This window comes from Pseudarthrobacter sp. TRD_SC_9, from assembly GCF_055361265.1.
This window is the reverse complement of the sequence record NZ_CM143956.1, coordinates 865754-886906: the sequence shown is the minus strand read 5'-3', so window position 1 is coordinate 886906 and position 21153 is coordinate 865754. Positions and strand designations below refer to the sequence as shown.

General features: G+C 63.7%; 17 protein-coding genes. 12 read left to right on the top strand and 5 right to left on the bottom strand.

All coding sequences use genetic code 11. The features are described 5' to 3' along the window. Window positions 1-250: 250 nt before the first annotated feature. The 3 genes from hisC to ACWA13_RS04210 all read left to right on the top strand — a co-directional run bounded on the left by hisC (window position 251) and on the right by ACWA13_RS04210 (window position 3902). Window positions 251-1336 (top strand): histidinol-phosphate transaminase, encoded by a 1086-nt coding sequence (gene hisC, locus ACWA13_RS04220; protein WP_463936924.1) that lies wholly within the window; start codon window positions 251-253, stop codon window positions 1334-1336. A 16-nt stretch (window positions 1337-1352) separates the two neighbouring features. After that, entirely contained in the window at window positions 1353-3014 is a 1662-nt protein-coding gene (locus ACWA13_RS04215; protein WP_463936923.1) for a thiamine pyrophosphate-binding protein, read from the top strand. Window positions 3015-3473: 459 nt separating this feature from the next. Beyond that, complete coding sequence (locus ACWA13_RS04210; RefSeq protein ID WP_463936922.1) at window positions 3474-3902, top strand: universal stress protein; 429 nt, start codon at window positions 3474-3476, stop codon at window positions 3900-3902. A gap of 125 nt (window positions 3903-4027) precedes the next feature. On the opposite strand, the gene ACWA13_RS04205 is transcribed toward ACWA13_RS04210, so the two are convergent. The 3 genes from ACWA13_RS04205 to ACWA13_RS04195 form a co-directional block, all read right to left on the bottom strand. Then, window positions 4028-4279 carry a hypothetical protein gene (locus tag ACWA13_RS04205; protein ID WP_463936921.1) on the bottom strand — a complete coding sequence of 84 codons (252 nt, stop codon included), beginning with the start codon at window positions 4277-4279 and terminating at the stop codon, window positions 4028-4030. Window positions 4280-4371: 92 nt separating this feature from the next. Further along, the gene (locus ACWA13_RS04200) at window positions 4372-6048 is read right to left on the bottom strand and encodes a thiamine pyrophosphate-binding protein (protein WP_463936920.1); all 1677 of its coding nucleotides are present in this window, start codon (window positions 6046-6048) and stop codon (window positions 4372-4374) included. 167 nt (window positions 6049-6215) lie between these two features. Beyond that, on the bottom strand, window positions 6216-7076 hold the full coding sequence (locus ACWA13_RS04195; RefSeq protein WP_463936919.1) for a PaaX family transcriptional regulator: 861 nt from the start codon (window positions 7074-7076) through the stop codon (window positions 6216-6218). A 165-nt stretch (window positions 7077-7241) separates the two neighbouring features. On the opposite strand from ACWA13_RS04195, the gene ACWA13_RS04190 reads away from it, so the two are divergent. Continuing rightward, the gene (locus ACWA13_RS04190) at window positions 7242-7700 is read left to right on the top strand and encodes an acyl-CoA thioesterase (protein WP_463936918.1); all 459 of its coding nucleotides are present in this window, start codon (window positions 7242-7244) and stop codon (window positions 7698-7700) included. 62 nt (window positions 7701-7762) lie between these two features. Here ACWA13_RS04190 and ACWA13_RS04185 read toward each other — a convergent pair whose 3' ends face one another. Continuing rightward, a complete protein-coding gene (locus ACWA13_RS04185) occupies window positions 7763-8161 on the bottom strand; it encodes a RidA family protein (protein ID WP_463937819.1) in 399 nt (132 codons plus the stop codon). 129 nt (window positions 8162-8290) lie between these two features. On the opposite strand from ACWA13_RS04185, the gene ACWA13_RS04180 reads away from it, so the two are divergent. The 8 genes from ACWA13_RS04180 (at window position 8291) to ACWA13_RS04145 (ending at window position 19669) form a co-directional block, all read left to right on the top strand. Next, on the top strand, window positions 8291-9181 hold the full coding sequence (locus ACWA13_RS04180; RefSeq protein WP_463936917.1) for a fumarylacetoacetate hydrolase family protein: 891 nt from the start codon (window positions 8291-8293) through the stop codon (window positions 9179-9181). Window positions 9182-9186: 5 nt separating this feature from the next. Further along, window positions 9187-9669, top strand: a complete 483-nt coding sequence (locus tag ACWA13_RS04175; protein WP_463936916.1) for a cupin domain-containing protein — start codon at window positions 9187-9189, stop codon at window positions 9667-9669. 3 nt (window positions 9670-9672) lie between these two features. After that, entirely contained in the window at window positions 9673-10578 is a 906-nt protein-coding gene (locus ACWA13_RS04170) for an acyl-CoA thioesterase (RefSeq protein ID WP_463936915.1), read from the top strand. Window positions 10579-10617: 39 nt separating this feature from the next. After that, window positions 10618-12276, top strand: a complete 1659-nt coding sequence (locus ACWA13_RS04165) for an AMP-binding protein (RefSeq protein ID WP_463936914.1) — start codon at window positions 10618-10620, stop codon at window positions 12274-12276. 12 nt (window positions 12277-12288) lie between these two features. Then, window positions 12289-14682, top strand: coding sequence for a bifunctional salicylyl-CoA 5-hydroxylase/oxidoreductase (locus ACWA13_RS04160; protein ID WP_463936913.1), 2394 nt, complete (start codon window positions 12289-12291; stop codon window positions 14680-14682). 148 nt (window positions 14683-14830) lie between these two features. Next, a complete protein-coding gene (locus tag ACWA13_RS04155) occupies window positions 14831-16201 on the top strand; it encodes an MFS transporter (RefSeq protein WP_463936912.1) in 1371 nt (456 codons plus the stop codon). Window positions 16202-16424: 223 nt separating this feature from the next. Next, window positions 16425-17795 carry a pectate lyase family protein gene (locus ACWA13_RS04150; RefSeq protein WP_463936911.1) on the top strand — a complete coding sequence of 457 codons (1371 nt, stop codon included), beginning with the start codon at window positions 16425-16427 and terminating at the stop codon, window positions 17793-17795. Continuing rightward, a complete protein-coding gene (locus ACWA13_RS04145; RefSeq protein ID WP_463936910.1) occupies window positions 17795-19669 on the top strand; it encodes a pectinesterase family protein in 1875 nt (624 codons plus the stop codon). Before ACWA13_RS04150 ends, ACWA13_RS04145 begins: the two co-directional genes overlap by 1 nt. Before the next feature lie 95 nt (window positions 19670-19764). On the opposite strand, the gene ACWA13_RS04140 is transcribed toward ACWA13_RS04145, so the two are convergent. Then, window positions 19765-20904, bottom strand: coding sequence for a glutamate--cysteine ligase (locus ACWA13_RS04140; RefSeq protein ID WP_463936909.1), 1140 nt, complete (start codon window positions 20902-20904; stop codon window positions 19765-19767). Window positions 20905-21153: the final 249 nt, after the last annotated feature.

Genomic DNA, 21153 nt, shown 5'->3' with positions numbered 1-21153 from the left:
GGGATGCCCGGCCGGTCATTCACCCGGCGGGCGTCCTGGAATGACGCTAGTCACTCAAAGGGGGCGCGGGCAACATACCGGAAAGAACCTGAGCAGCTTGCGCACCACAAAGGGCGTGAGGCACGTCACTCCTAGCAGTTTGTCCGGCGCTGAGCATGCAGCTTGTGTATGTGATGAGCGCTACTTACTGTCGGAAAAACAAGCGCTCCTGCGCTCCATTCTCCCATCTACTCCGCACCCCAGGAGAACCATGAACATCCCGCACCGCGCCGGACTAGAGAATTTTCCGCCCTATCGCCAAGGAAAGGCCCCCCGGGACATCGATGGCCTTCAGGCCTTCAAACTCTCCGCCAATGAGAACCCCTATCCGCCCTTGCCCTCGGTGCTCGCGGCCGTTGCCGGTGCCGTAACCCGCATCAATCTCTACCCGGAGATGGCTGCCGAGCACCTCACCAGTGCCATCGCAGGGCGCTGGGGAGTTTCACCGGAGAACGTGGCACTCGGCGCCGGATCCGTTGAGGTCGCCAGCCAGATCATCCACGCTGTCACCAACCCGGGCGACTACGTGATGTTCCCCTGGCGGTCCTTCGAGGCGTACCCGCTTCTGGCCACAGCAGCAGGCGCCACACCCCAGCCGATTCCGCTGGCAGCCGACGGCGGCCACGACCTACCTGCGATGGCCGCGGCAGTGACGCCGCGGACGAAGGTCATTTTCATCTGCAACCCGAACAACCCCACAGGCACTGTTGTTAGGGCGCAGGCAGTGGACACCTTCATCCAGTCAGTTCCTTCGGACGTGGTGGTGGTGCTGGATGAGGCCTACGTCCACTTCAACCGCGACCCGGGCACCGCCGTCGGGATTGACATGTTCCGCAAATATCCCAACGTGACAGTCCTGCACACCTTTTCCAAGGCCTACGGGCTCGCCGGATTGCGCCTGGGCTATGCCATCGGCGCGCCGGAGCTGGTCACCACCCTCCGCAAGGTTGCTGTCCCCTTCGGCGTCACGGCACTGGCCCAGCAGGCCGGACTGGCTTCCCTGGAAGCGGAGGGCGAACTCCAGGAACGGATCGAAGTTCTCGTTGCCGAACGCCGCCGCATGTATTCCGCAATGCGTGACGCCGGTCTTCCCGTAGTGCCGTCCGAAGCCAATTTCCTCTGGCTTGACAGCGGCGGGCGAACGTCCGCCCTGGCAGCCTTATTCGAGGAAAACGCCCTGTCCATCCGGGCCTTTCCCGAAGAAGGAATCCGCATAACCATCGGAACGCCGGACGCCAACGACCGAGTCCTGGACGTAGCCCGTCAGGCCGCGGGCCTGCTGGCCCCGCTGCCTTAACCCCGAGGAATTGACATTGACTGAGCACCTTAACGTCTCCGACGTCGTTGCCGAGGTCTGCGCACAGCACACCGAGGCCGTATTTGGCCTGATGGGCAACGGCAACGCCTTCTTCACCAGCAACCTCACCAGCCGCGGCCTGCCGTACATCAGTGCCCGGCATGAAGCCGGAACTGTGGCCATGGCAGATGCCTACTACCGGGCATCGGGCAAGATCGCTGTGGCAACAGTGACCTATGGGGCAGGCTTCACGAATGCTTTGACCGCCCTGACAGAGGCTGCTAAAGCACGGACACCGATGATCGTGGTGGTGGGTGAAGCCCCCAGCACGGGGCCGCGGCCCTGGGACATCGACCAGTTGATGGTCGCCCGGGGCCTGGAGGTTCTCACGCTTACGGTCGCTGCAGGAAACGCCGCCCGCGTCGCCGAAGAAGCCTGGGCGACGGCCCGCCGTGACCGGTGCCCGGTAGTTCTATCCATCCCCTATGACCTTTCGAGTGAACCCGCAGGGCCCCAGGAACCAGTAACAGAGCAGCCGCCTGTTCCCCGGACAGCCCCGGATCCCGTCATGGTAGACCGCGTTGCGGCGCTGCTTAACCGGGCCACGCGGCCCCTCATCCTGGCCGGCAACGGCGCCGTCCTCTCCGGCGCGGGCGCGCACCTCGTGGAATTGGGTGACAAGATCGGGGCCCTCTTTGCCACCTCAGTGATGGCACGCAACTACCTCAAAACGCCCTGGGACCTTGGCATCGCAGGAGGCTTTGCCCGGAATGTGCCGCTGCATCTCATGCGCACAGCCGACGTCGTCCTCGTTGTTGGCGCCAGCCTCAACGCCTTCCAGACCCGTTACGGCTCCCTCTTTTCAGACGAAGCCGAAGTTGTGCAGATCGATGAACTGCACGCTGCTAGCAACCCCAGGGTCACCTGCTTTGTTCAGTCGGATGCCGCATCAATGGCACGGTCGCTGACGGCAGCAGTCTCCCCCGTGGTTGATGGCTGGCGGAGCAGGCACCCGGAGGTGGCCCTGGCTTCCTTCTCGGAAGTACAACCCGCAGAAGAATTTGCGGCCGACGGCCGGCTGAATCCCCGCGCCGTCGCCCAGCAGCTCGATTCGCTCCTGCCTGCCGAACGGACCATCGTTCAGGACGGCGGCCACTTCTGCGGTTGGATCCCCATGTACTGCAAGGCACCTGACCCGCAGGGCCTCATGATGGTGGGCACAGCTTTCCAGTCAATCGGCCTGGGCATTCCGGCGGCGGCCGGGGCGGCGGTGGCGCGTCCGGACCGGATCACCGTTTTGGTTGCCGGGGACGGCGGAGCCCTGATGGCACTTGCTGACCTTGATTCTGCCGTCCGCACCATCTCTAGCGGAGTCATGGTCGTCTTCAACGATGCCGCCTACGGTGCCGAAATCCACCAGTATGCGGCGCGGGGACTGGACGACACGGCCATGCAAATACCGGAGGTGGACTTCAGCGCCATCGGGCGGGCGATGGGCGCGCACGGGGTCAAGATGAGATCGCTCGCTGACCTTCAGGTTCTGAAAGAGTGGCTCGCCGCAGGCGCCAGGGGATTGTTCGTGCTCGACGTCGCCATCACCCAAAGCGAGGTGGCCGAATACATGCAGGAAAGCATGGCGCCCATCCTGGCTGCCATGGCCACGGCAGCATCCTCCTGAACCTCTAACGACGAAAGGGTGCACCTCTGGCGAGGTGCACCCTTTCGCGTTGCTTTTCTTGTTGCGCCGGCGGCTACAGGGAGGTCAACCGGCGCAAAGCCCGACGGCGGCACTCCAGTTGGGTGCCGCCGTCGGGCGCCTAAGGAGTACCAGACGCCGCCGATCATCTCCCGCACCCGGGTAGCCAAGAGCGGCGAAAGCCAGGGCAGCGAACGTACTGCCATTGCAGCCCGGACCCCAGGAATAGACCGCTACAGGAGTTCCTGCGGGAACCAGCCGGCGGCGATTCCGATGGGGCACCGGCCACGTTCCGGCCGGGTGGGCTTGGGGGAGCCACCATAAGGCCGGATCATGACGAGGACTTCATCGACTCAGTCCGGTACTTTAAGTCTGTCCCCTGGACGGCCCCGGGCCGCCTATCACATGGCAAGAGCAGGCAAGAGCAAAGGAGCAACACCGATGAGTGGAGTAGTCGTTGTAGGGGTTGATGGCAGCGAATCGGCCATGAAGGCCGCGGAGACTGCAGGTGGTTTGGCCGCGTCGTTGGGGGCCTCCCTCCATGTGGTGACTGCCTTTGACATCGAGCGTGCCGAGACCTTCGGCAGCGGATCGGACCAAGTCAAGATTTCCAATGCTGACAGCGCCGAAATGGTAGCCAAGAGGCTGGCCAAGGCCGTTGGGGAAGGGCTGGAAATCACCCACTCCGCCACGCGCGGCAAACCGGCTGAAGCGCTCATCAAGGAAGCCATGCGCCTGGATGCCCGGTTGATCGTGGTGGGCAACCGCAGGATGCGCGGCATTGGCCGGCTCCTGGGCAGCGTCGCCAACAGTGTGGCCCACAACGCCCCTTGCGATGTCTATATCGCCAACACCTACGACACCGAATAGCGGTTCAGCCCGCTAACCGGATCGCGCAGGCGCTTCAGAGCAACCTTTCGACGGCGGCACTTCGCCAAGTGCCGCCGTCGCCCCTCGAGAAGGTACTGGGGTGATTACCCACAGGCCAATAGGAACTAGGTCGAGGCGTCCCGTTCAATTTCCTCCGCCAGATCGTCGACTTCTTCGGGCCGCAGCTCAATGCCTGCCTTCTCGAAGCGTTCCTCGAGGACATGGCTTACGTCGTCCTGGATGTGGCCGAGCTTGATGTCTTCGCGGACGTCTTCTGCGATGCTTTCCACGGTCTCAGCGATGTCAACCTCCTCCACGGCGTCGTCGTCCTCATTGCCCAAGGGGGTACTTGCGGTGCCGGCTCCAGAGTCGCTCATAGTCTCATGGTGACCGTTGGACCGGAGCCGGTCAATGGCCGGCTCAGCGCGAGCAAGGCGAACAAGCCACAAGCGATCGAGGCGAGTCCAACTCAGTGTCCCTGGAACGCCTCGGCAAGCCACCAGGAACCACCGTCAGAGGCGATCTTCGCATCGATCACCAGCGGACGGTCCTGGGTTCCGGCCCGGTAGGCAGCCACCCAATCCTCCACTGGCTGCAGGTCCTTCAGCGTCCGCACCGTGATGCCGTCGGCACCGAAGCCCCTGGCAATAGCTGCAATATCTGTGTCCGGGAAGGTGACACTGCTGAGGTTCACGCTCTCGTCGCTATGGGCGAAGTGGTGCACTTCCGCGCCGTAGGCGGCATCGTTATAGACGATGCACACAAGCGGCAGCTTCAGGCGGACGGCTGTTTCCAGCTCACTGATGCCCATCAGGAACCCGCCGTCGCCGGCGCCCAGGACGGGCAGCCGCGTGGGCTGGGCCAAGGCCGCACCAATGGCGGTGTACAGGCCAAGACCGATGGCTTGGAAAGCCTGGGTAAAGCAGAAACCGAACTCGTCCGGCACCGCCAGGTACTGGCTGGGATACCCCATGAAGTTTCCGGAATCCACGGACACCACACGCTGCGCCGGAAGGATCGAATCAAGTTCGCGGCTGAGCACACGGGGATCAATCGAGGTCGCGGTGGACAGGTCGGGTGTCTGCACATCCCGCCACCGGGATGACTGCTTGATAAGCACGGCATTGGACTCCGTCCGGTACTTTTCAGCTGCGGCCGGATGCAGCTGTTGCAGGGCAGCCAAGGCATCGTCGGCGGTCAGTGCGGAATCTCCCAGTACCCCCAGGGAGATGGGCCGGTTTGCTCCCAGGGAAGAATCTTCGACGTCGACCTGGATCACCGTAGTGCCTGGCGAAATCAGCCGCCCATGCCTCATGGTCCACATATTCAGGGTGCAGCCCCACCCCACAATCAGGTCAGCGCCGGCGATCAGCTCGGCTGTCAACGGGGACGAAAAACCTCCGGAAATGCCCAGGTTGAAGGTCTCACCATTGAAAAGCCCGTTGGCCACAGCGGAGGTGGCCACCAGGGCACCGCAGTGTTCGGCGAGCGCAAGAATCGAATCGCGAGCGCCACGTCCCCCACGGCCGGCCACGAAGACGGGGCGTTCCGCTCGCTGGAGGAGCCGGACAAAATGCTCGACGGCGGCAGGATCCGGCCGCAGCCGCGGGGACTGCTGCGGGGCTGGCCTCCCAGCAGAAGCAGGAGTAAAGGCCTGCTGCACGTCCAGGGGAAGGTTCAGGACTACGGTCCGGCGTTCGTTGACTGCCGTGCGGAAGGCCCGGGTGGTGTCCGCGAACGCGGACTCAACGGAATGAACCCGCTCGGCCACCGCTCCGATACTCCGGGCCAAGCCGTCCTGATCAATTTTGAAATTCGAGCGGACTGCGGCGCCCTGGGTATCGGCCGCCAAAACGATCATGGGCGTGCGGCTCTTTGCAGCTTCGCCGATACCGGTGATGGCGTTGCTGAGGCCACAGCCCTGGTGGGTGCTGACCACACCAACCCGGTTGGACATCCGGGCGTAAGCGTCAGCCATGGTCGCTGCCCCACCCTCATGCCGGGCGGCTGTGAACGGGACTCCTTCGTTGATGAGTGCATTGGTGACGTCAAAATTCCCGCTGCCCACAACCCCGAATACGTGGCCGACACCCAGCTTCGCCAGCGTTTGGCCCACCAAGGCCGATACACGGATTTCTTCACTCATTGCTCTCCAATCCAGGGTGCTTTATCACCACAGAGACTTTGACTGCCGCGGCAATACGTGCAGCACATCCGGGGGACGCCCGTCAGGTGGATTGATTGTAGTCTCGCCCGCTCGCTTTTTATAGTGTTTATTTTGCGATCGGAACAGTTGCGCTACAGACTAAGGGGTCAGGAGCCGAGAACGGATTGCGCGTAGCGCTGTGCTTTGGGGCCCAGCAAGGCATGAACCCGGGCAAAAAGCGCTTCAGCAGCCAGCCCGGACCAACCCTCCGGAAGGTATTCCTCCGGCAGTCCGGGATCGAGGTACGGAAGCCGGCGCCACTGGGTGACTGTTGGAACATAGTCAGCGAACGCCTGCCGCAGTTGCTCTGTTGTCTCCGGCTCCTCCGCGAGGCCCCCTGACCAGCGCGCCACCACGTCCTCATGACGGACCAGGAACTCCGAGTAAAGGTCGTCCAAAGCCTGCAGATCCCACCACTGGCTCACCTTTGCCTTGACGTCGCCCGTCCCCAGGTGCGCCCCCCGGAACAGATCAACGTACTCCGCGAGCCCCGCCCGCTCCAGTTGTTGGCCGATTTCTCCAGCAAGGCCTCCGGGCGCAATCCACAGTCCCGGGGAAACCTGCCCGCAGCCCAGGCGCGTGAGAATGGTGCGCAGCTTGTGGCGCAGGTGGCGTTGGGACTCGGGTACGGAAAATGACGTCAGCATCCAATCGTCGCCGTGCTCAGCGCGCCGAGGGGAGAAGATTCGTTCATCTCCGGCTTTGAATACTTCCTCGAGGCCGGGAGCAAGACTGTACGCCGCGGCACCGCCCTGCTTCAGGCTAACCAGCACCCCGCGCTTCTTGAGCCTGGACACTGAGGACCGCACGCCGGCTGACTCCACACCCAGGTCGCCCAACAGGCGGATCAGATCCGAGACCGCGAGCACTCCCTGGTGATCCCTGGCGTACAGTCCGTACACCGTCACAATGAGGTGCTGATGGCGCGGCATGGGGGCCGCGTCGGAGATAGTATCGGCGTCCACCATCTTGCACCTCGCTTGCTCGGAGTTAGACCTGGGCGCCGGACCCACCTGCCCAAACGGGTGCCGGCGTCCCGCTTCGACTGGCAACGCCTGTGGCACCATAGAAACGGTCGTCACACACTTTACATAATAAACGGGAGTGCCACGCCTCCCACGTACGGGAGTCCCATGACATCGCGAAATCCCCTGGCCGGGCACGCAAGCATCGATCGACGGGTCGAATGGGTTGACACCGACGCTTCCGGGCACCAGCATAATTCCGCCATCATCCGGTGGGTGGAAGCAGCGGAGGCCGAACTTTTGAGAAGCCTCGACCTGCCCGACTACTTCCCCAGCGCGCCAAGGGTTCACCAGGAGATCTCCTACAGGTCAAAACTCTGGTTCGGACAACTCGTGACGGCCACCATCGAAGTGCGGAAGCTCGGCCGGGCATCGCTGACCTATGCGTTCGAAGTCCGCGGCCACCCGCACCCAAAGTCCGACGGCGGTACAGCGGCAGTTGGAACCGTGACGGTGGCGCACGTACCCCCGGGCTCCGACAAGTCACAGCCCTGGCCAGCCAACCTTGTGGATGCAATCACCACACTTATGGTGTCCTCGGGCCGCGATTCGACGCCGCAGCTGTAGAAGTCCGCAGAAACAGGAGCAAGACCGCCGCGGAGTGCCGCCGCCGTCGAACCTTAACGCCCCTAGTGGCTCCCGATGACCGCGATGCCCTGGATCTCGATGAGGGCTTCCTTCTGCCACAGCCGCGTGACGCCGATCCCCGCCATTGCCGGATATTCAGAGCCGGCCATTTCCCGCCAGATGCGGCCTATCTCCCGGCCGTTGTCCATGTAGTCATCCACGTCGGTGAGGTAGATGGTTACGCTGACCAGGTTCTTCGGCTCGCCTCCCGCGGCCTCAAGCGTGGTCAGGACATTCGAGAACGCCTGCCGGAACTGCTCAACGATCCCGCCTTCAACAATCTTCATGTCCTTGTCCAGGGCCGTCTGCCCGCCCAGGAAAACCGTGTTTCCGGAAAGAATGCCATGGGCGTACCCGGATGGCTTGGGCAGTGAATCGGGGTTGATGGTCCTGTTCACAATGTTCTCCTGATTCGGCGTTGATGGCTGCTTCTGCAAAAAGCACTATCCAGATCATCCCTGTCGTGCTACGTTGAGCATATGTGACGACCGTAATAAAGTCGATATACCGAGTGAAGGGAACCCCGGCAGATGAAACTGGCCACACTGAGGACCGGTGGGAACAGTACGACGGCGGCCCTTGCCGTTGGTGCCACCACGTACCTGCCGCTGCCTTACGCCAACATCGGCGAACTGCTGGCGGATCCCCGCTGGCGGGATGTGGCCGCCGCAGCCACGGACGCTCCGCAGGGAACGGCCGTCGAAGCCTCACAAGACCAGCTCGCACCACTGCTGCCCACGGCGCGAAAGGTCATCTGCTGCGGCCTGAACTACGGGGACCACATCCAGGAGATGGGCCGGGACCTGCCCCACTACCCCACCCTGTTTGCCAAGTTCGCGGACACGCTTACGGGTGCAACGGACACCATCAACGTTCACGGCAGCGCCAAGGTGGACTGGGAAGCCGAACTCGCCGTCGTCGTCGGTTCGAGCCTGCACCGTGCGGACGAAGCAGAGGCACAGGCAGCAATTGCCGGCTACACCGTGGCGAATGATCTGTCCATGCGGGACTGGCAAAGCCGGACGCTGCAGTGGTTCCAGGGGAAGGCATGGGACGCCAGCACCCCTGTTGGCCCGGTCATGCTTACCGCTGATGAAGCCGGCGGCTCCTTCGACGTCAAGGGCTACGTCAACGGGGAACTGGTCCAGAGCGGAAACACCGCAACACTGGTGTTCGGTCCGGCGCGGCTCCTCTCCTACATTTCCCAATTCACCGCCCTGCAGCCCGGAGACCTGGTCCTTACCGGAACCCCCGGCGGAGTAGGGATGGGCATGACGCCTCCGCGGTTCCTGCGCGATGGCGACGTGCTCACCACCGAAATTTCCGGCATCGGAACCCTGAACAACACCATCCGTATCCATCAGTCCGACGGCGGTGCAGATTCCCGCACGCCAGTCGCCGCCACCAGCACAAAGGAGTGAGAGCCATGACAGATACCACCACCAAATACCTCACCGAGGGTGACAATTCGATCTACGCGGGAGCCGACGGCCGCGTTATCCCCGTGGTCACGAAGGCCGGGCAGGAGGACACCAACACCGCCCAGTCCGGCGACTGCGTCCGCGTCTCGGGTGTCTCCATCCAGCACACCCCGGCCACGAAAATCTGGTTTGGCCAGGTTTCCAACGTTCCCGGCTACCGTTCCCTGCCGCACCACCACGGCGAAGCCGAAACCGGCGGCTACGTGCTGCGCGGCCACGGCCGCATCTACTACGGCGAGAACTACTCGGAATACCAGGACATGAAAGCCGGCGACTGGGTGTTCGTTCCGCCGTTTATGCCTCACGTGGAGGCGAACATGTCCGTCACCGAGGAACTGGTGTGGCTTACTGCCCGCACCCCGGAGAACATCGTGGTCAATCTTGACGACGTCGACGACGCCACGCTCGACGGCTACCGCAGGGCATAATCGATGATCCCCGCATCCCCCGCCACCGAAGCGCCCACCTCGGAGATCTTCCTGGAGGCCATCAACCTGACCTCCGTTCCTGCCCAGCACGCGGATGAAGCCTACGAGGCCCGGACGCAGTATGTGCCCTGGCCCAAATCCTACGGCGGAGACATGGTGGCCCAGTCTGCCGCAGCCATGATGCGCTCAGTAGAAACCGGACGCAGCCTGCACTCGATACACAGCTACTTCATGCGTCCTGTGGATGTCGGAGCAACTGTGCGGTATGAGGTGGAACGCCTGCGTGACGGCCGGGGTTACTCCACGCGCAGCGTCCGCGGCTACCAGAACGGAAAAACCGTCTTCGCCGCAATGGGGTCGTTCCACGCGCGCGAAAATGGCCCCGACTTCCAGCCGGATGCTCCTGCCACGGTTGACCCGGAGTCCCTGCGCTCCGCCGCAGAGGTCCTGGACGGGGTGCAGGGCGCGGCTGCCGCTTACTGGTCTGCAGGGCGCAGTTTCGACATGCGCCACGTTCCTGGTCCGCTGTACGTGCAGGTGGAAGGTAGCACCCAGCCCCACCAGGCTGTCTGGCTGAAGGCCTTTGACCGGCTGCCCGATGCCGGCGATGCCCATGCCAGCGCAGACCTGCACCGCACTGCCCTGGCCTATGTGTGCGACTACACCATCCTGGAACCGCTGCTGCGGGTAAACGGCCTGCACTGGTCCTCACCCGGATTAAGTACCGCCAGCCTGGATCATTCCATGTGGTTCCACCGCGACGGACGTGCCGACGACTGGATCCTCTACGCGCAGGAAGCCGTTTCCGGTCAGAACAACCGCGGCCTGGCGCTGGGCCGCTTCTTCGACACAACCGGCCGCCTGCTGGCCACCGTTGCCCAGGAAGGCATGATCCGCCAAGCATCCTGATCACCCACCGCGAACCATTAGACGCATTTAGGAGTGGCCATGACACCAGCTTCCTCGGCCCATCTGGACACCTTCACCCGTGACCACCTGCCGCCAACCGATACCTGGCCCACGCTCGAATTCACCTTGCCCGAACTGCAATACCCGGCGAAGCTCAATGCCGGCGCTGTGCTCATCGACGACGCTGTCGCCGAGCACGGCCCCTCCCGTCCGGCGCTGCACACCCCTGACGGAGCCACCTGGAGCTACGGCGAGCTGCAGACGCGCGCCAACCAGGCAGCCCAGGTACTCACCGAAGACTTTGGAGTAGTTCCCGGCAACCGGGTCCTGCTGCGCGGCCCCAACAACCCCTGGATCGTGGCAGCCTGGTTGGGAGTCCTCAAAGCCGGTGCGGTAGTGGTCACCACCATGCCGATCCTTCGTTCCTCTGAGGTGGCCACGCTGCTGGAGCTCACCAAGCCGGTGGTGGCGATCTCAGACCACCGCTTTATGGATGAGCTGGCCCTGGCAGCCGGCGACGGCTTCACGGTGGTGCCCTACGGAGGCACCACTGAGGATGACTTTGTTGCCCGCTGCGCCGCCAAGAGCGGGACGTTCACCAATGTGGAAACAGCATCTGACGACGTCGCGCTGCTTGGGCCGACCTCCGGGACCACTGGCGTTCCCAAGGTGACGATGCACTTTCACCGGGACATCCTGGCGAACGCTGACACTTTCGCCCGCCATATCCTCCAGCCCACACCTGATGACGTTTTCGCCGGCTCCCCGCCCATCTCCTTCACGTTCGGGCTCGGCGGCCTGGTGGTCTTCCCGCTGCGGTTCGGCGCCTCGTCACTGCTGACCGAGCGCGCCGCTCCCGTTGAACTGGCGGAGCAGGCTGCTGCCGCCGGTGTCACCATCCTCTTTACGGCACCAACGGCATACCGGGCAATCCTTAAGGCGGGCCGCGGCGAGCTCCTCAGTCGACTCCGGACCGCCGTCTCCGCTGGGGAACACCTGCCCAAGGAAACCTGGGAGGCCGTGTACGACGCCACCGGCGTCCGACTGGTCAACGGCATCGGCTCCACCGAGCTGCTGCATGTCTTTATCTCCGCATCCGGGGACAACATCCGCCCCGGAACCACCGGACTTGCGGTGCCGGGCTACCGGGCCACCATCCTTGACGACGATGGCAACGAAGTAGGGCCCAACCAGGTTGGCAGGCTGGCAGTCATTGGCCCCACCGGCTGCCGCTACCTGGACGATGAACGGCAGGCCAACTATGTTGTCAACGGCTGGAACGTCACTGGCGACACCTTCCTCCGGGATGACGACGGCTACTTCGTCTACCAGGCACGCTCAGACAACATGATCATCTCCTCCGGCTACAACATCGGCGCTCCTGAGGTGGAGGCGGCGATCGACCAGCACCCTGACGTCGTCGAAAATGCCGTGGTTGGCCGGCCGGACGCCGAACGCGGCAGCGTGGTCTGTGCCTTCATTGTCCTGCGCGAGGGCGTTGAGGCCGGCGAAGGCAAGGCCAAGGAAATCCAGGACTTCGTCAAGGCCACCATTGCTCCGTACAAGTACCCCCGGGACGTCCGATTCGTCGACGAACTTCCCCGTAACCCCAGTGGCAAGCTGCAGCACTACAAGCTTCGCAACCGCCTTGGACAAGACCCCGGCCAGCTGGCCGGCGCAGCCATCACCAGCCTTTAGAAGGAGCACCTCATGAAGATCGCAATTGTCGGAGGCGGCCCTGGTGGCCTGTACTTCGCAGCACTGATGAAACAGCTCGATCCCGCCCACCAGATCACCCTGTGGGAGCGTAACGCCGCGTCAGACACTTTCGGCTTCGGCGTCGTCTTCTCCGACGAGACCCTCGGCGGTATCGGCAACGCGGACCCCGTGGTGGCCGAGTACATGAGCCGCCGGTTTGCCCGCTGGTCTGACATCGACATCCACTTCCGGGACCAGGTCCTGACGGTGGGCGGCCAGGGCTTCGCCGCCATGAGCCGCAAGGAACTGCTGGAACTCCTGCAGCGCCGGTGCGCCGAACTGGGCGTGGACGTCCGCTTCAGCACCCTCGCTCCGCCGATTGCCGAGCTGGAGGCAGGCTACGACCTGGTGCTCGCCGCGGACGGCGTGAACTCTCAGATCCGTGCCAGCTACGTCGAGTCCTTTGGTCCGAGCCTTGACACCCGGCCCAACAAGTTCATGTGGCTGGGCACGGACCAGGTATTCGAAGCCTTCAAGTTCTTTGTGAAGGACACCGAATTCGGCACCATGCAGATCCACGGATACCCGTATTCGGATGAGGGCTCCACCTTCATTGTGGAGATGTCCCCGGATGTGTGGGAGGCGGCAGGCTTTGACGAGACCGCCGGCGATGTGTTCCCTCCCGGCGTCTCGGATGAAAAGGCCATCAGCAAAATCCAGGCTATCTTCGCCGAAGAGCTCGCCGGGTACAACGTACTGGCCAACAACTCCAAGTGGTTGAACTTCACCACGGTCCGGAACCGCAGCTGGCGCCACGGGAATATTGTGCTCCTGGGCGACGCCGCCCACACGGCCCACTTCTCCATCGGCTCCGGCACCAAGCTGGCTATGGAGGACTCCCTGGCCCTGGCTGCCTGCCTGCACGAGCACCGGGACCTGGAAACGGCTTTGGCTGCCTACGAGACGGAGCGCCGCCCCGTCGTCGAATCCACCCAGCGGGCCGCACAGGCGTCGCTGGAATGGTTCGAACAGATTGGCCAGTACAAGAACCAGGACCCCACGCAGTTCGCATTCAACCTGCTTACCCGCTCGCGCCGGATCACGCAGGAGAACCTGCGCCTGCGCGATCCCGAATTCGCCGACGCCGTGGACCGGCATTTCGCGCAATCGCAGGGGTTGCCGGACGTCGCGCCTGCCATGTTCCAGCCGTACCGCATCGGCGGGCTGGAGTTGAAAAACCGCGTGGTGGTTTCCCCCATGGACATGTACTCAGCCGTGGACGGAATGCCCGGGGACTTCCACAAGGTCCACCTGGGATCCAAGGCATTGGGCGGTGCAGGCCTGGTCATGACCGAGATGGTCTGCGTTTCTGCCGAAGGGCGCATCACCCCAGGCTGCTCGGGCCTCTATACAGACGCTCAGCGGGATAACTGGAAGTCGATCGTTGACTTCGTCCACAGCAACTCGACGGCGAAGATCGGCGCCCAGCTGGGCCACTCCGGCCGGAAGGGCTCCACCCGGCTGATGTGGGACGGCATTGACCAGCCGCTGGAGACCGGCAACTGGGAGCCGGTGGGGCCGTCGGCGCTGCCCTACGGCCCGGACTGCCACGTCCCGCGGGAGATCAGCCGGCGTGAAATGGAGGCCGTGAAGGGGGAGTTTGTCAGCTCCACCCAACGGGCTGCAGAGGCGGGTTTTGACCTGCTCGAGGTCCATGCCGCTCACGGCTACCTGCTCTCCTCATTCCTCTCCCCCGTCTCCAACCAGCGCACCGACGAATACGGGGGCAACCTGGAGAACAGGCTGCGGTTCCCCCTGGAGGTCTTCGACGCCGTACGGGCCGCCTGGCCCGGGCACAAACCACTGACGGTGCGTATTTCGGCCACGGACTGGATTGACGGCGGCAACTCCGCCGACGACGCCGTCAGGATCGCGCAGGCCTTTGTGGACCACGGCGCCGCCGGCATCGATGTGTCCACCGGACAGGTCGCAAAGGAGGAAAAGCCGGCCTTCGGCAGGAGCTACCAGACGCCCTTTGCGGACCGGATCCGGCAGGAGGTTGCCGCCCCTGCAGGGGTCGCGGTGATCGCTGTCGGAGCCATTTCAACCTACGACGACGTGAATTCGGTTCTGCTTGCCGGGCGGGCGGACCTTGTGGCGCTGGGCCGCACGCACCTTTACGACCCCCAGTGGACGCTCCACGCCGCTGCGGAGCAGGAATACCAGGGTCCCGGCTCTGTGTGGATCCCCCAGTTCCGCGCCGGCCGCAGGAAGCCGCCAAGCGGCCGGACTGACGCGGTCCGTCCGCGCTTGTCCCTGCTCAAGGAACCGGACACTGTTACCCAGGGCGGCCACCTGCGCTGGACACCAAAGCTCTCCGTGGCCGAGCCCGTGCTGACTCAATAAAGAGTCAATCCGGAAAAAGCTATCGCTTTTTTGTGACGTAAGTTATATTTCTTCAATACAGGCGGCGTATCCCGAACGCCTCCACCTTCAGCTTCTACAGCTGAGCAGCGCCACCAGTCACCACTTCCCACTCCACCGAAGGATCCTCATGGCTGCGTTGAACCAAACCCAATGGCCAGTTCCACCGAAGACCACCAAGCGTGTCCTGTTCGCTTGCTGGCTGGCAATCCTTGCGGAGGGCTATGACGTTGGCGTCCTCGGCGCCATCATTCCCGCCCTCTCCGAGTACAAGGAATGGGGCCTTACCCCGCTGCAGCTTGGCGGCCTGGGTTCCTACGCCCTGATCGGCATGCTGGTTGGTGCCATGACGATCGGCACCCTCTCAGACCGCGTTGGCCGCAAAAATATGCTGCTGCTCTCGGTCCTGATCTTCACCTCCACACAGCTGGGCGCAGCCTTGGCACCCACGCCGGAAATTTTCGGCCTGTTCCGCTTCCTGGGCGGTCTGGGCATGGGTGGCATCATCCCGGTGGCGGCCGCCCTCACCATTGAATACTCGGCACCTAAACGCCGCTCATTCAACTACGGCGTGATGTACTCCGGTTACTCGTTCGGAATTCTCGCAGCTGCCCTGGTGGCCCTGGCCCTGCTGCCCACCCTGGGCTGGCGTTGGGTGGTTGGCGTTGGATTCATTCCCATCCTCCTCATTCCGCTCCTGGCCTGGATGCTTCCCGAGTCGCTTGAATTCCTGATGAGCAAGGGCCGTCGTGAACAGGCCAAACGCCTGGCGCAGAAGCTTGGCGTCACGCCCTTCGTTGACAATGACTGGGCCCCGGCTCCCGTTGCCGGCGCAGCTTTGAAGCCGGTTGGCTGGAAGCAGTCACTGCTGGCACTCTTCTCCCGCGACTACATCAGGCCCACCGTCTTCTTCTGGATCTCCCTGTTCTGCGGCATGGTCCTGGTTTACGGCCTGAACACCTGGCTACCCACCATCATGCGGAAGGCCGGTTACGATCTGGGTTCATCCCTGACCTTCCTTGCAGTCTTCAGCCTCGCTTCCGCAATCGGCGGCATGGTGCTGGGCCGGGCTGCTGACCAGTACGGCAAGAAGCTCATCCTGGTTCTGTTCTACGCCTTGGGCGGCGCGGGAATCCTGATGCTGATGTTCCCTAACAACATCTTTATCAACTACACCTTTGTGGCCCTGGCCGGGGTGGGCTCCATCTCCACCTCCCTGGTCCTGACGGGCTGGGTGGCAGAGTACTACCCGTCCTACGCCCGGGCCACGGCAACAGGCTGGGCGCTGTCCTTCGCCCGGATCGGCGCCATCTCCGGTCCGCTGATCGGCGGCTGGATCGGCTCCACGCAGCTGCCCTTCCAGGCAAACTTCATCGTCTTCGCCTTTGTAGCCGTCCTGGCTGCCGTCACTGTGGCACTCATTCCCAAGACGCCAGGCTCCACACCAGGCATCGAAACCGCCGCTCCGGAAGAACTGGCGGCTTCCGCGCAGAAGACGTGATCAAGCCACACTGACACTCATCACGCACCACAGTCGAACAAAATGAGCGACGGCGGGAGGTTTCCGCCGTCGCTCATTTTCCTTAATTAAGGACTGATGCCAAAATAAGCCCTTGCTGAGAAACCGTTTTCTCGATAGTGTCCTTCTCAGCGCCCCGCAGTGACCGGTATCACAGCAGCAACCGGCCCGGAGCGCAGTTCATTCCAATGACGGAAGAGAGAACATGCGAAAACGCGGCACCTCCTTGTCCATGTCCGTAGCCATCGCCGTGGCTGGGGCAATGCTCCTCACGGCTCCCGCGGGTGCTGCCCCCAATCCAGGTGCAGGCCCCGCGGCGCAGACTGCGCAGACTGCCCTGGAGCGCCAGGTCCTGGCTCCCGGCAACGGATGGGCCTCAGCTGGAGCAGGCACTACCGGCGGTTCGGCAGCATCAGACGCACACGTTTACGACGTCTCCACCAAGGCCGAACTGAAGGCAGCTTTCGCAGCCGCCGGGACCCAGCCAAAGATTGTCCGGGTCCATGGCATTATCGATGCCAACACCGGTCCGGACGGTTCGCCGCTGAGCTGTGAAAACTACGCGGAAGGCACCGGCTACAGCCTCGAGCAGTACCTCGCGGACTATGACCCGGCCACCTACGGCCGCGACCAGGAGCCCGCCGGTACCCAGGAAACCGCCCGGGTCGCAGCGGCCCGCAAGCAGGCCGCAAACATTCGGGTGGACATTCCCAGCAACACCACCATTGTGGGCGCCACTGCGGAAAGCACCATCACCGGCGCGGCGATGCGCGTCTCAGCCGCAAGCAACGTGATCTTCCGCAACCTCACCGTCCGGGACGCCCACGACTGCTTCCCGTCCTGGGACCCCACGGACGGGTCCGAGGGGAACTGGAACAGCGAGTACGACATGCTCCAGATCATCAACGGATCCACCAACGTCTGGGTGGACCACTCAGAGTTCACCGATGCCCCCAACCTGGACAGCAACCAGCCGCTCTACTTCGGCCGCCCCTTCCAGGTGCACGACGGCGCCGTGGACGTCACCAACGGCTCGGACCTGGTGACCATGTCCTACAACCGCTTCGCGGACCACGACAAGCTGCTCCTGATCGGCTCCACCGACAACACCAGCCGTGGCGACCCCGGCAAGCTGCGCGTCACCATCCACCACAACGTGTTCGAGAACGTGGGCCAGCGTGCCCCGCGCGTCCGCTTCGGCCAGGTGGACGTGTACAACAACCACTTCAAGGTGACCGAGGACAGCACCATTCCCTACGGCTACACTCTGGGCGCCGGCTTCAAATCCAGCATTTACGCTGAAGCCAACGCCTTCACTCTTCCCGCCGACATCGATCCCGCCACCATCATCGGCCGCTACAAGGGCACCGCGATCACTACCATTGCCAACACCGTGAACGGCAAGATCACCGACCTTCGCGCCGTGTACAACGCCGCCGCCTCGCCGGAGAACCAACTGGCCGAGGACACCTCCTGGACGCCGACGCTGCGCACCCAGGTCCATCCTGCCCAAGCCGTGCCCGGACTGCTGAACAACTCCACCGGACCGATCTTCACCGCGAGCGGTCAGAACTGATGGCCGCCTTTCTGCCCAGCCGGCGCAGTGTCCTGACCTCCCTGGCAATCACCGCGGGAACCGTCGCCTTCTCGGGGACGGGCATCGCTAACGCCTTCACCCGGGCGGCCAATGACCCCACGAAACCACGCACAAAACCGGTGATTTTCGTGGTGGGTGATTCGACGTCGTCGGCCTACCAGCAGTCCGAGCGCCCCCGTGCCGGATGGGGGCAGGCGCTGCCGCTGCTGCTGGGGCCGCAGGCAACCGTTTTTGATTACGCCTGGTCCGGCGCCTCATCCAAGAGCTTTGCCGACGCCGGCCTGCTGGACCGGGTGCTGGCTCTGATGCAGCGGGGCGATTACCTGCTGATCTCCTTCGGCCACAACGACGAGAAAGTGGAAGACCCCGCACGCGGCACCCTCCCGGACACCACGTTCAAGGAGTACCTGAGCCGCTACCTGGACGGCGCCAAGGTCCGCGGCGGCAAGCCCGTGCTGGTAACGCCCGTGGAACGCCGCCGTTTCGACGCCTTCGGGAACGCCCGCGATTCGCACGGCGCCTACCCCCAGGCAGTACGGGAACTCGCCGAGGCTACCGGCACCCCGTTGGTCGACCTGACGGCATCGTCCAAGGCATTGTGGCAGGAGTTGGGGCCGGAGGGCACCAAGGAGCACTTCCTGCACCTGGCTCCCGGGGAACACCCGCAATACCCGCAGGGCTCCACGGACAACACGCACTTCCAAGCCACCGGAGCCGTGGCGGTGGCCCGTCTTGTGGCCCGCGAGATGCAGTCCAAACAGATGGTCCCGCCGGGATACTTCCTGAACCTCGACGGCGGTGTGGACCCGCTGCTGGATATGTACTGGCCGGCGGAGCGCCCCATCGACGTGCCGGTGACGCTAGACGTCGGCCCTGCCCAGACGTTCGCCACGGTCCAGGCCGCCGTCGACTCGGTTCAGTCCAACAACTCCCGCCGTACCATCATCAGGATCCAGTCCGGCACCTATCGGGAAGCGGTTCGGGTGCCCAGCAACAAGCCCCGGGTCTCGTTCATCGGGCAGGGCGACCGGCCCGAAGACGTGGTGATCGTATTCAACAACGCCTCGGGCACCCCCAAGCCGGACGGTACCGGCAACTTCGGAACCTCGGGCAGCGCCTCGGTCCGGATCGACGGGCAGGATTTCATGGCCCGGAACCTGACGTTCAGCAACGACTTCGACGAAGCGGCCAATATGCACATGAAGGACCGACAGGCAGTGGCGCTGCACATCACCGCGGACCGCTCCGTGCTGAGCAACGTCCGGCTGCTGGGCAACCAGGACACCCTGCTGGTGAACTCACCGAACACGGGCGTTCAAGCGCGGTTCCTGTTTGACGGCTGCTATGTGGAGGGCGACGTGGACTTCATCTTCGGCCGCGGCACCGCCGTATTCAGCGGCTGTGAAATTAAGTCCCTGGACCGCGGCTCAACCACGAATAACGGTTACGTGACGGCGGGAAGTGTGGACCTGTCCATTCCCTACGGCTACCTGTTTGACGGGTGCCGCTTGGTATCGGACGCCGCCCAGGAGAGCGTCAACCTAGGCCGGCCATGGCACCCCGGCGGCGACGTCCGTGCGGTGGCGCAGGTCCTGTTCCGCGACTCCTGGCTGGGCGCCCACATCTCCGGCACGCCCTGGACGGACATGAGCGGGTTCTCCTGGCGCGAGGCCCGGTTCCACGAATACAACAACCGCGGACCCGGCGCGCAGATCACCCCGGACCGTCCGCAACTGCCCGAGTCCGAGGCCGGCAACTTCACGGCACGGAACTACCTGCAGGGAACCGACGGCTGGGCTCCCCAGCTGGCTGGTACGACGGCGGACTGCAGCGTGGTGCCGACGGCGGCGTAGGTTCTGATGCGCATGAGGGGCCCGGTGCCTCGTTAGGGGTGCCGGGCCTTTCGGACGCACTGCATACGCATGAGGGGCTGCAGACTCGCGTTTAGTTAGTGCTGAGTCTTCTCCTCAGATGGCTGACGTGCTGCTGTCCGCGTCCGCAGCGGTGTCACAGGGCGGCAGGTGATATCGATGGCGTCGGCGACAACGTCCCTGGTACTTGCGGCCCGCGCGTAGGAGTCCCGCTGTACAGCCGCGCCGGTCCCCCGGTTCAGTACCTGGAACAGTAAGAACTCCACCGTGCTCAACTCGCCTTGTTCCTCGAGCACCGGCCGGAGGTGGTTCAGCAGGGCCATCACCACCTCGAATGCATCCCGGGGTTCTCCTGTCCGCGGGTCCACCAATTCGCCCTCCAGTCCATATCGGCTGGCCTGCCAGGACGCGAGTTGCAGCTGGGTGGCCGAAGCCGGGACCGGATCCTCGCCGTCGCGCCACTGCCGAGCTGCGGTTTCTGCCAAACCGCGGACCAGGGCTGCTATCAGGACGGCGTCGTCCGCGAACAGGCACACGTCCGCGACCCTGACCTCTACGGTTGGATGCTTGTGACTGAGCCGTGCGTCGAGGTAAAGGTTTGCTTTGTCCAGGGGAACACCGGAGCTAAGGATCTGCCCGATCTCATGGTGGTACGCAGCAGCGGAGCCGTAAATGGCCGCCGACCCGGTGGTGGGCCACCGGCACCAAGCCTGCCAGCGGTAACTCGCGTAGCGTGAGTCCACGCCGTTCCAGTACGGCGAGTTAGCGCTGATAGCCAACAGGACGGGCAGCCATATCCGGATACGATCCAGGATGGCAACGCCTTCCTCTTCCGACTCGATCTCCACGTGAACATGGAGACCGCCCGTTAGCTGTTCAACGGCGGTAAGCCCGAACCTCTCTATCAGCTGTGCACACCGTTCACCCGGAGCAATGGTGGACTCCACCGGCAGAGGAGAGGTTGCCAGCGCAACCGCCCGCCCTCCAGCCCGCTTGGCCGCGTAGTCGGCGCTCTTCCGCCCATCACTGATGTCCTGGGCCAAATCGGCGAGAAGGGTCCGCGGCAAGGTACAGGTTTCAATCTGTTCCTGCTTCATCTCACTGGTCAGGCGGGAAAAGTCGCTGAGCTGTTCGAGGACTTCACCCAACGGCAGCGGGTTCCCGTTTTCGCCATCAACGATCAGGAACTCCTCCTCGACGCCCATCCTGCGCGTCAACGGATACCGCCAAAATCGCAGATACTCCCAAAGTACTCCCGGCCACCAACTGCGCGGATACTGCCGCTCCAGATAAGGTCAACCACATTGCTCCTCAGCATAGGTCCGCAGGCCGCCTGCTCAGCCCGCCTCATTGTCACACATCAAATGGAACGGAAGACACGAGGGAAAGGGCGGCGGCCTAACCCCGGCCCAGCCGCCTGGCGCCGTTCCCCTTCCAGAGTCCGCATCCATTGCGGCTAAAACTGA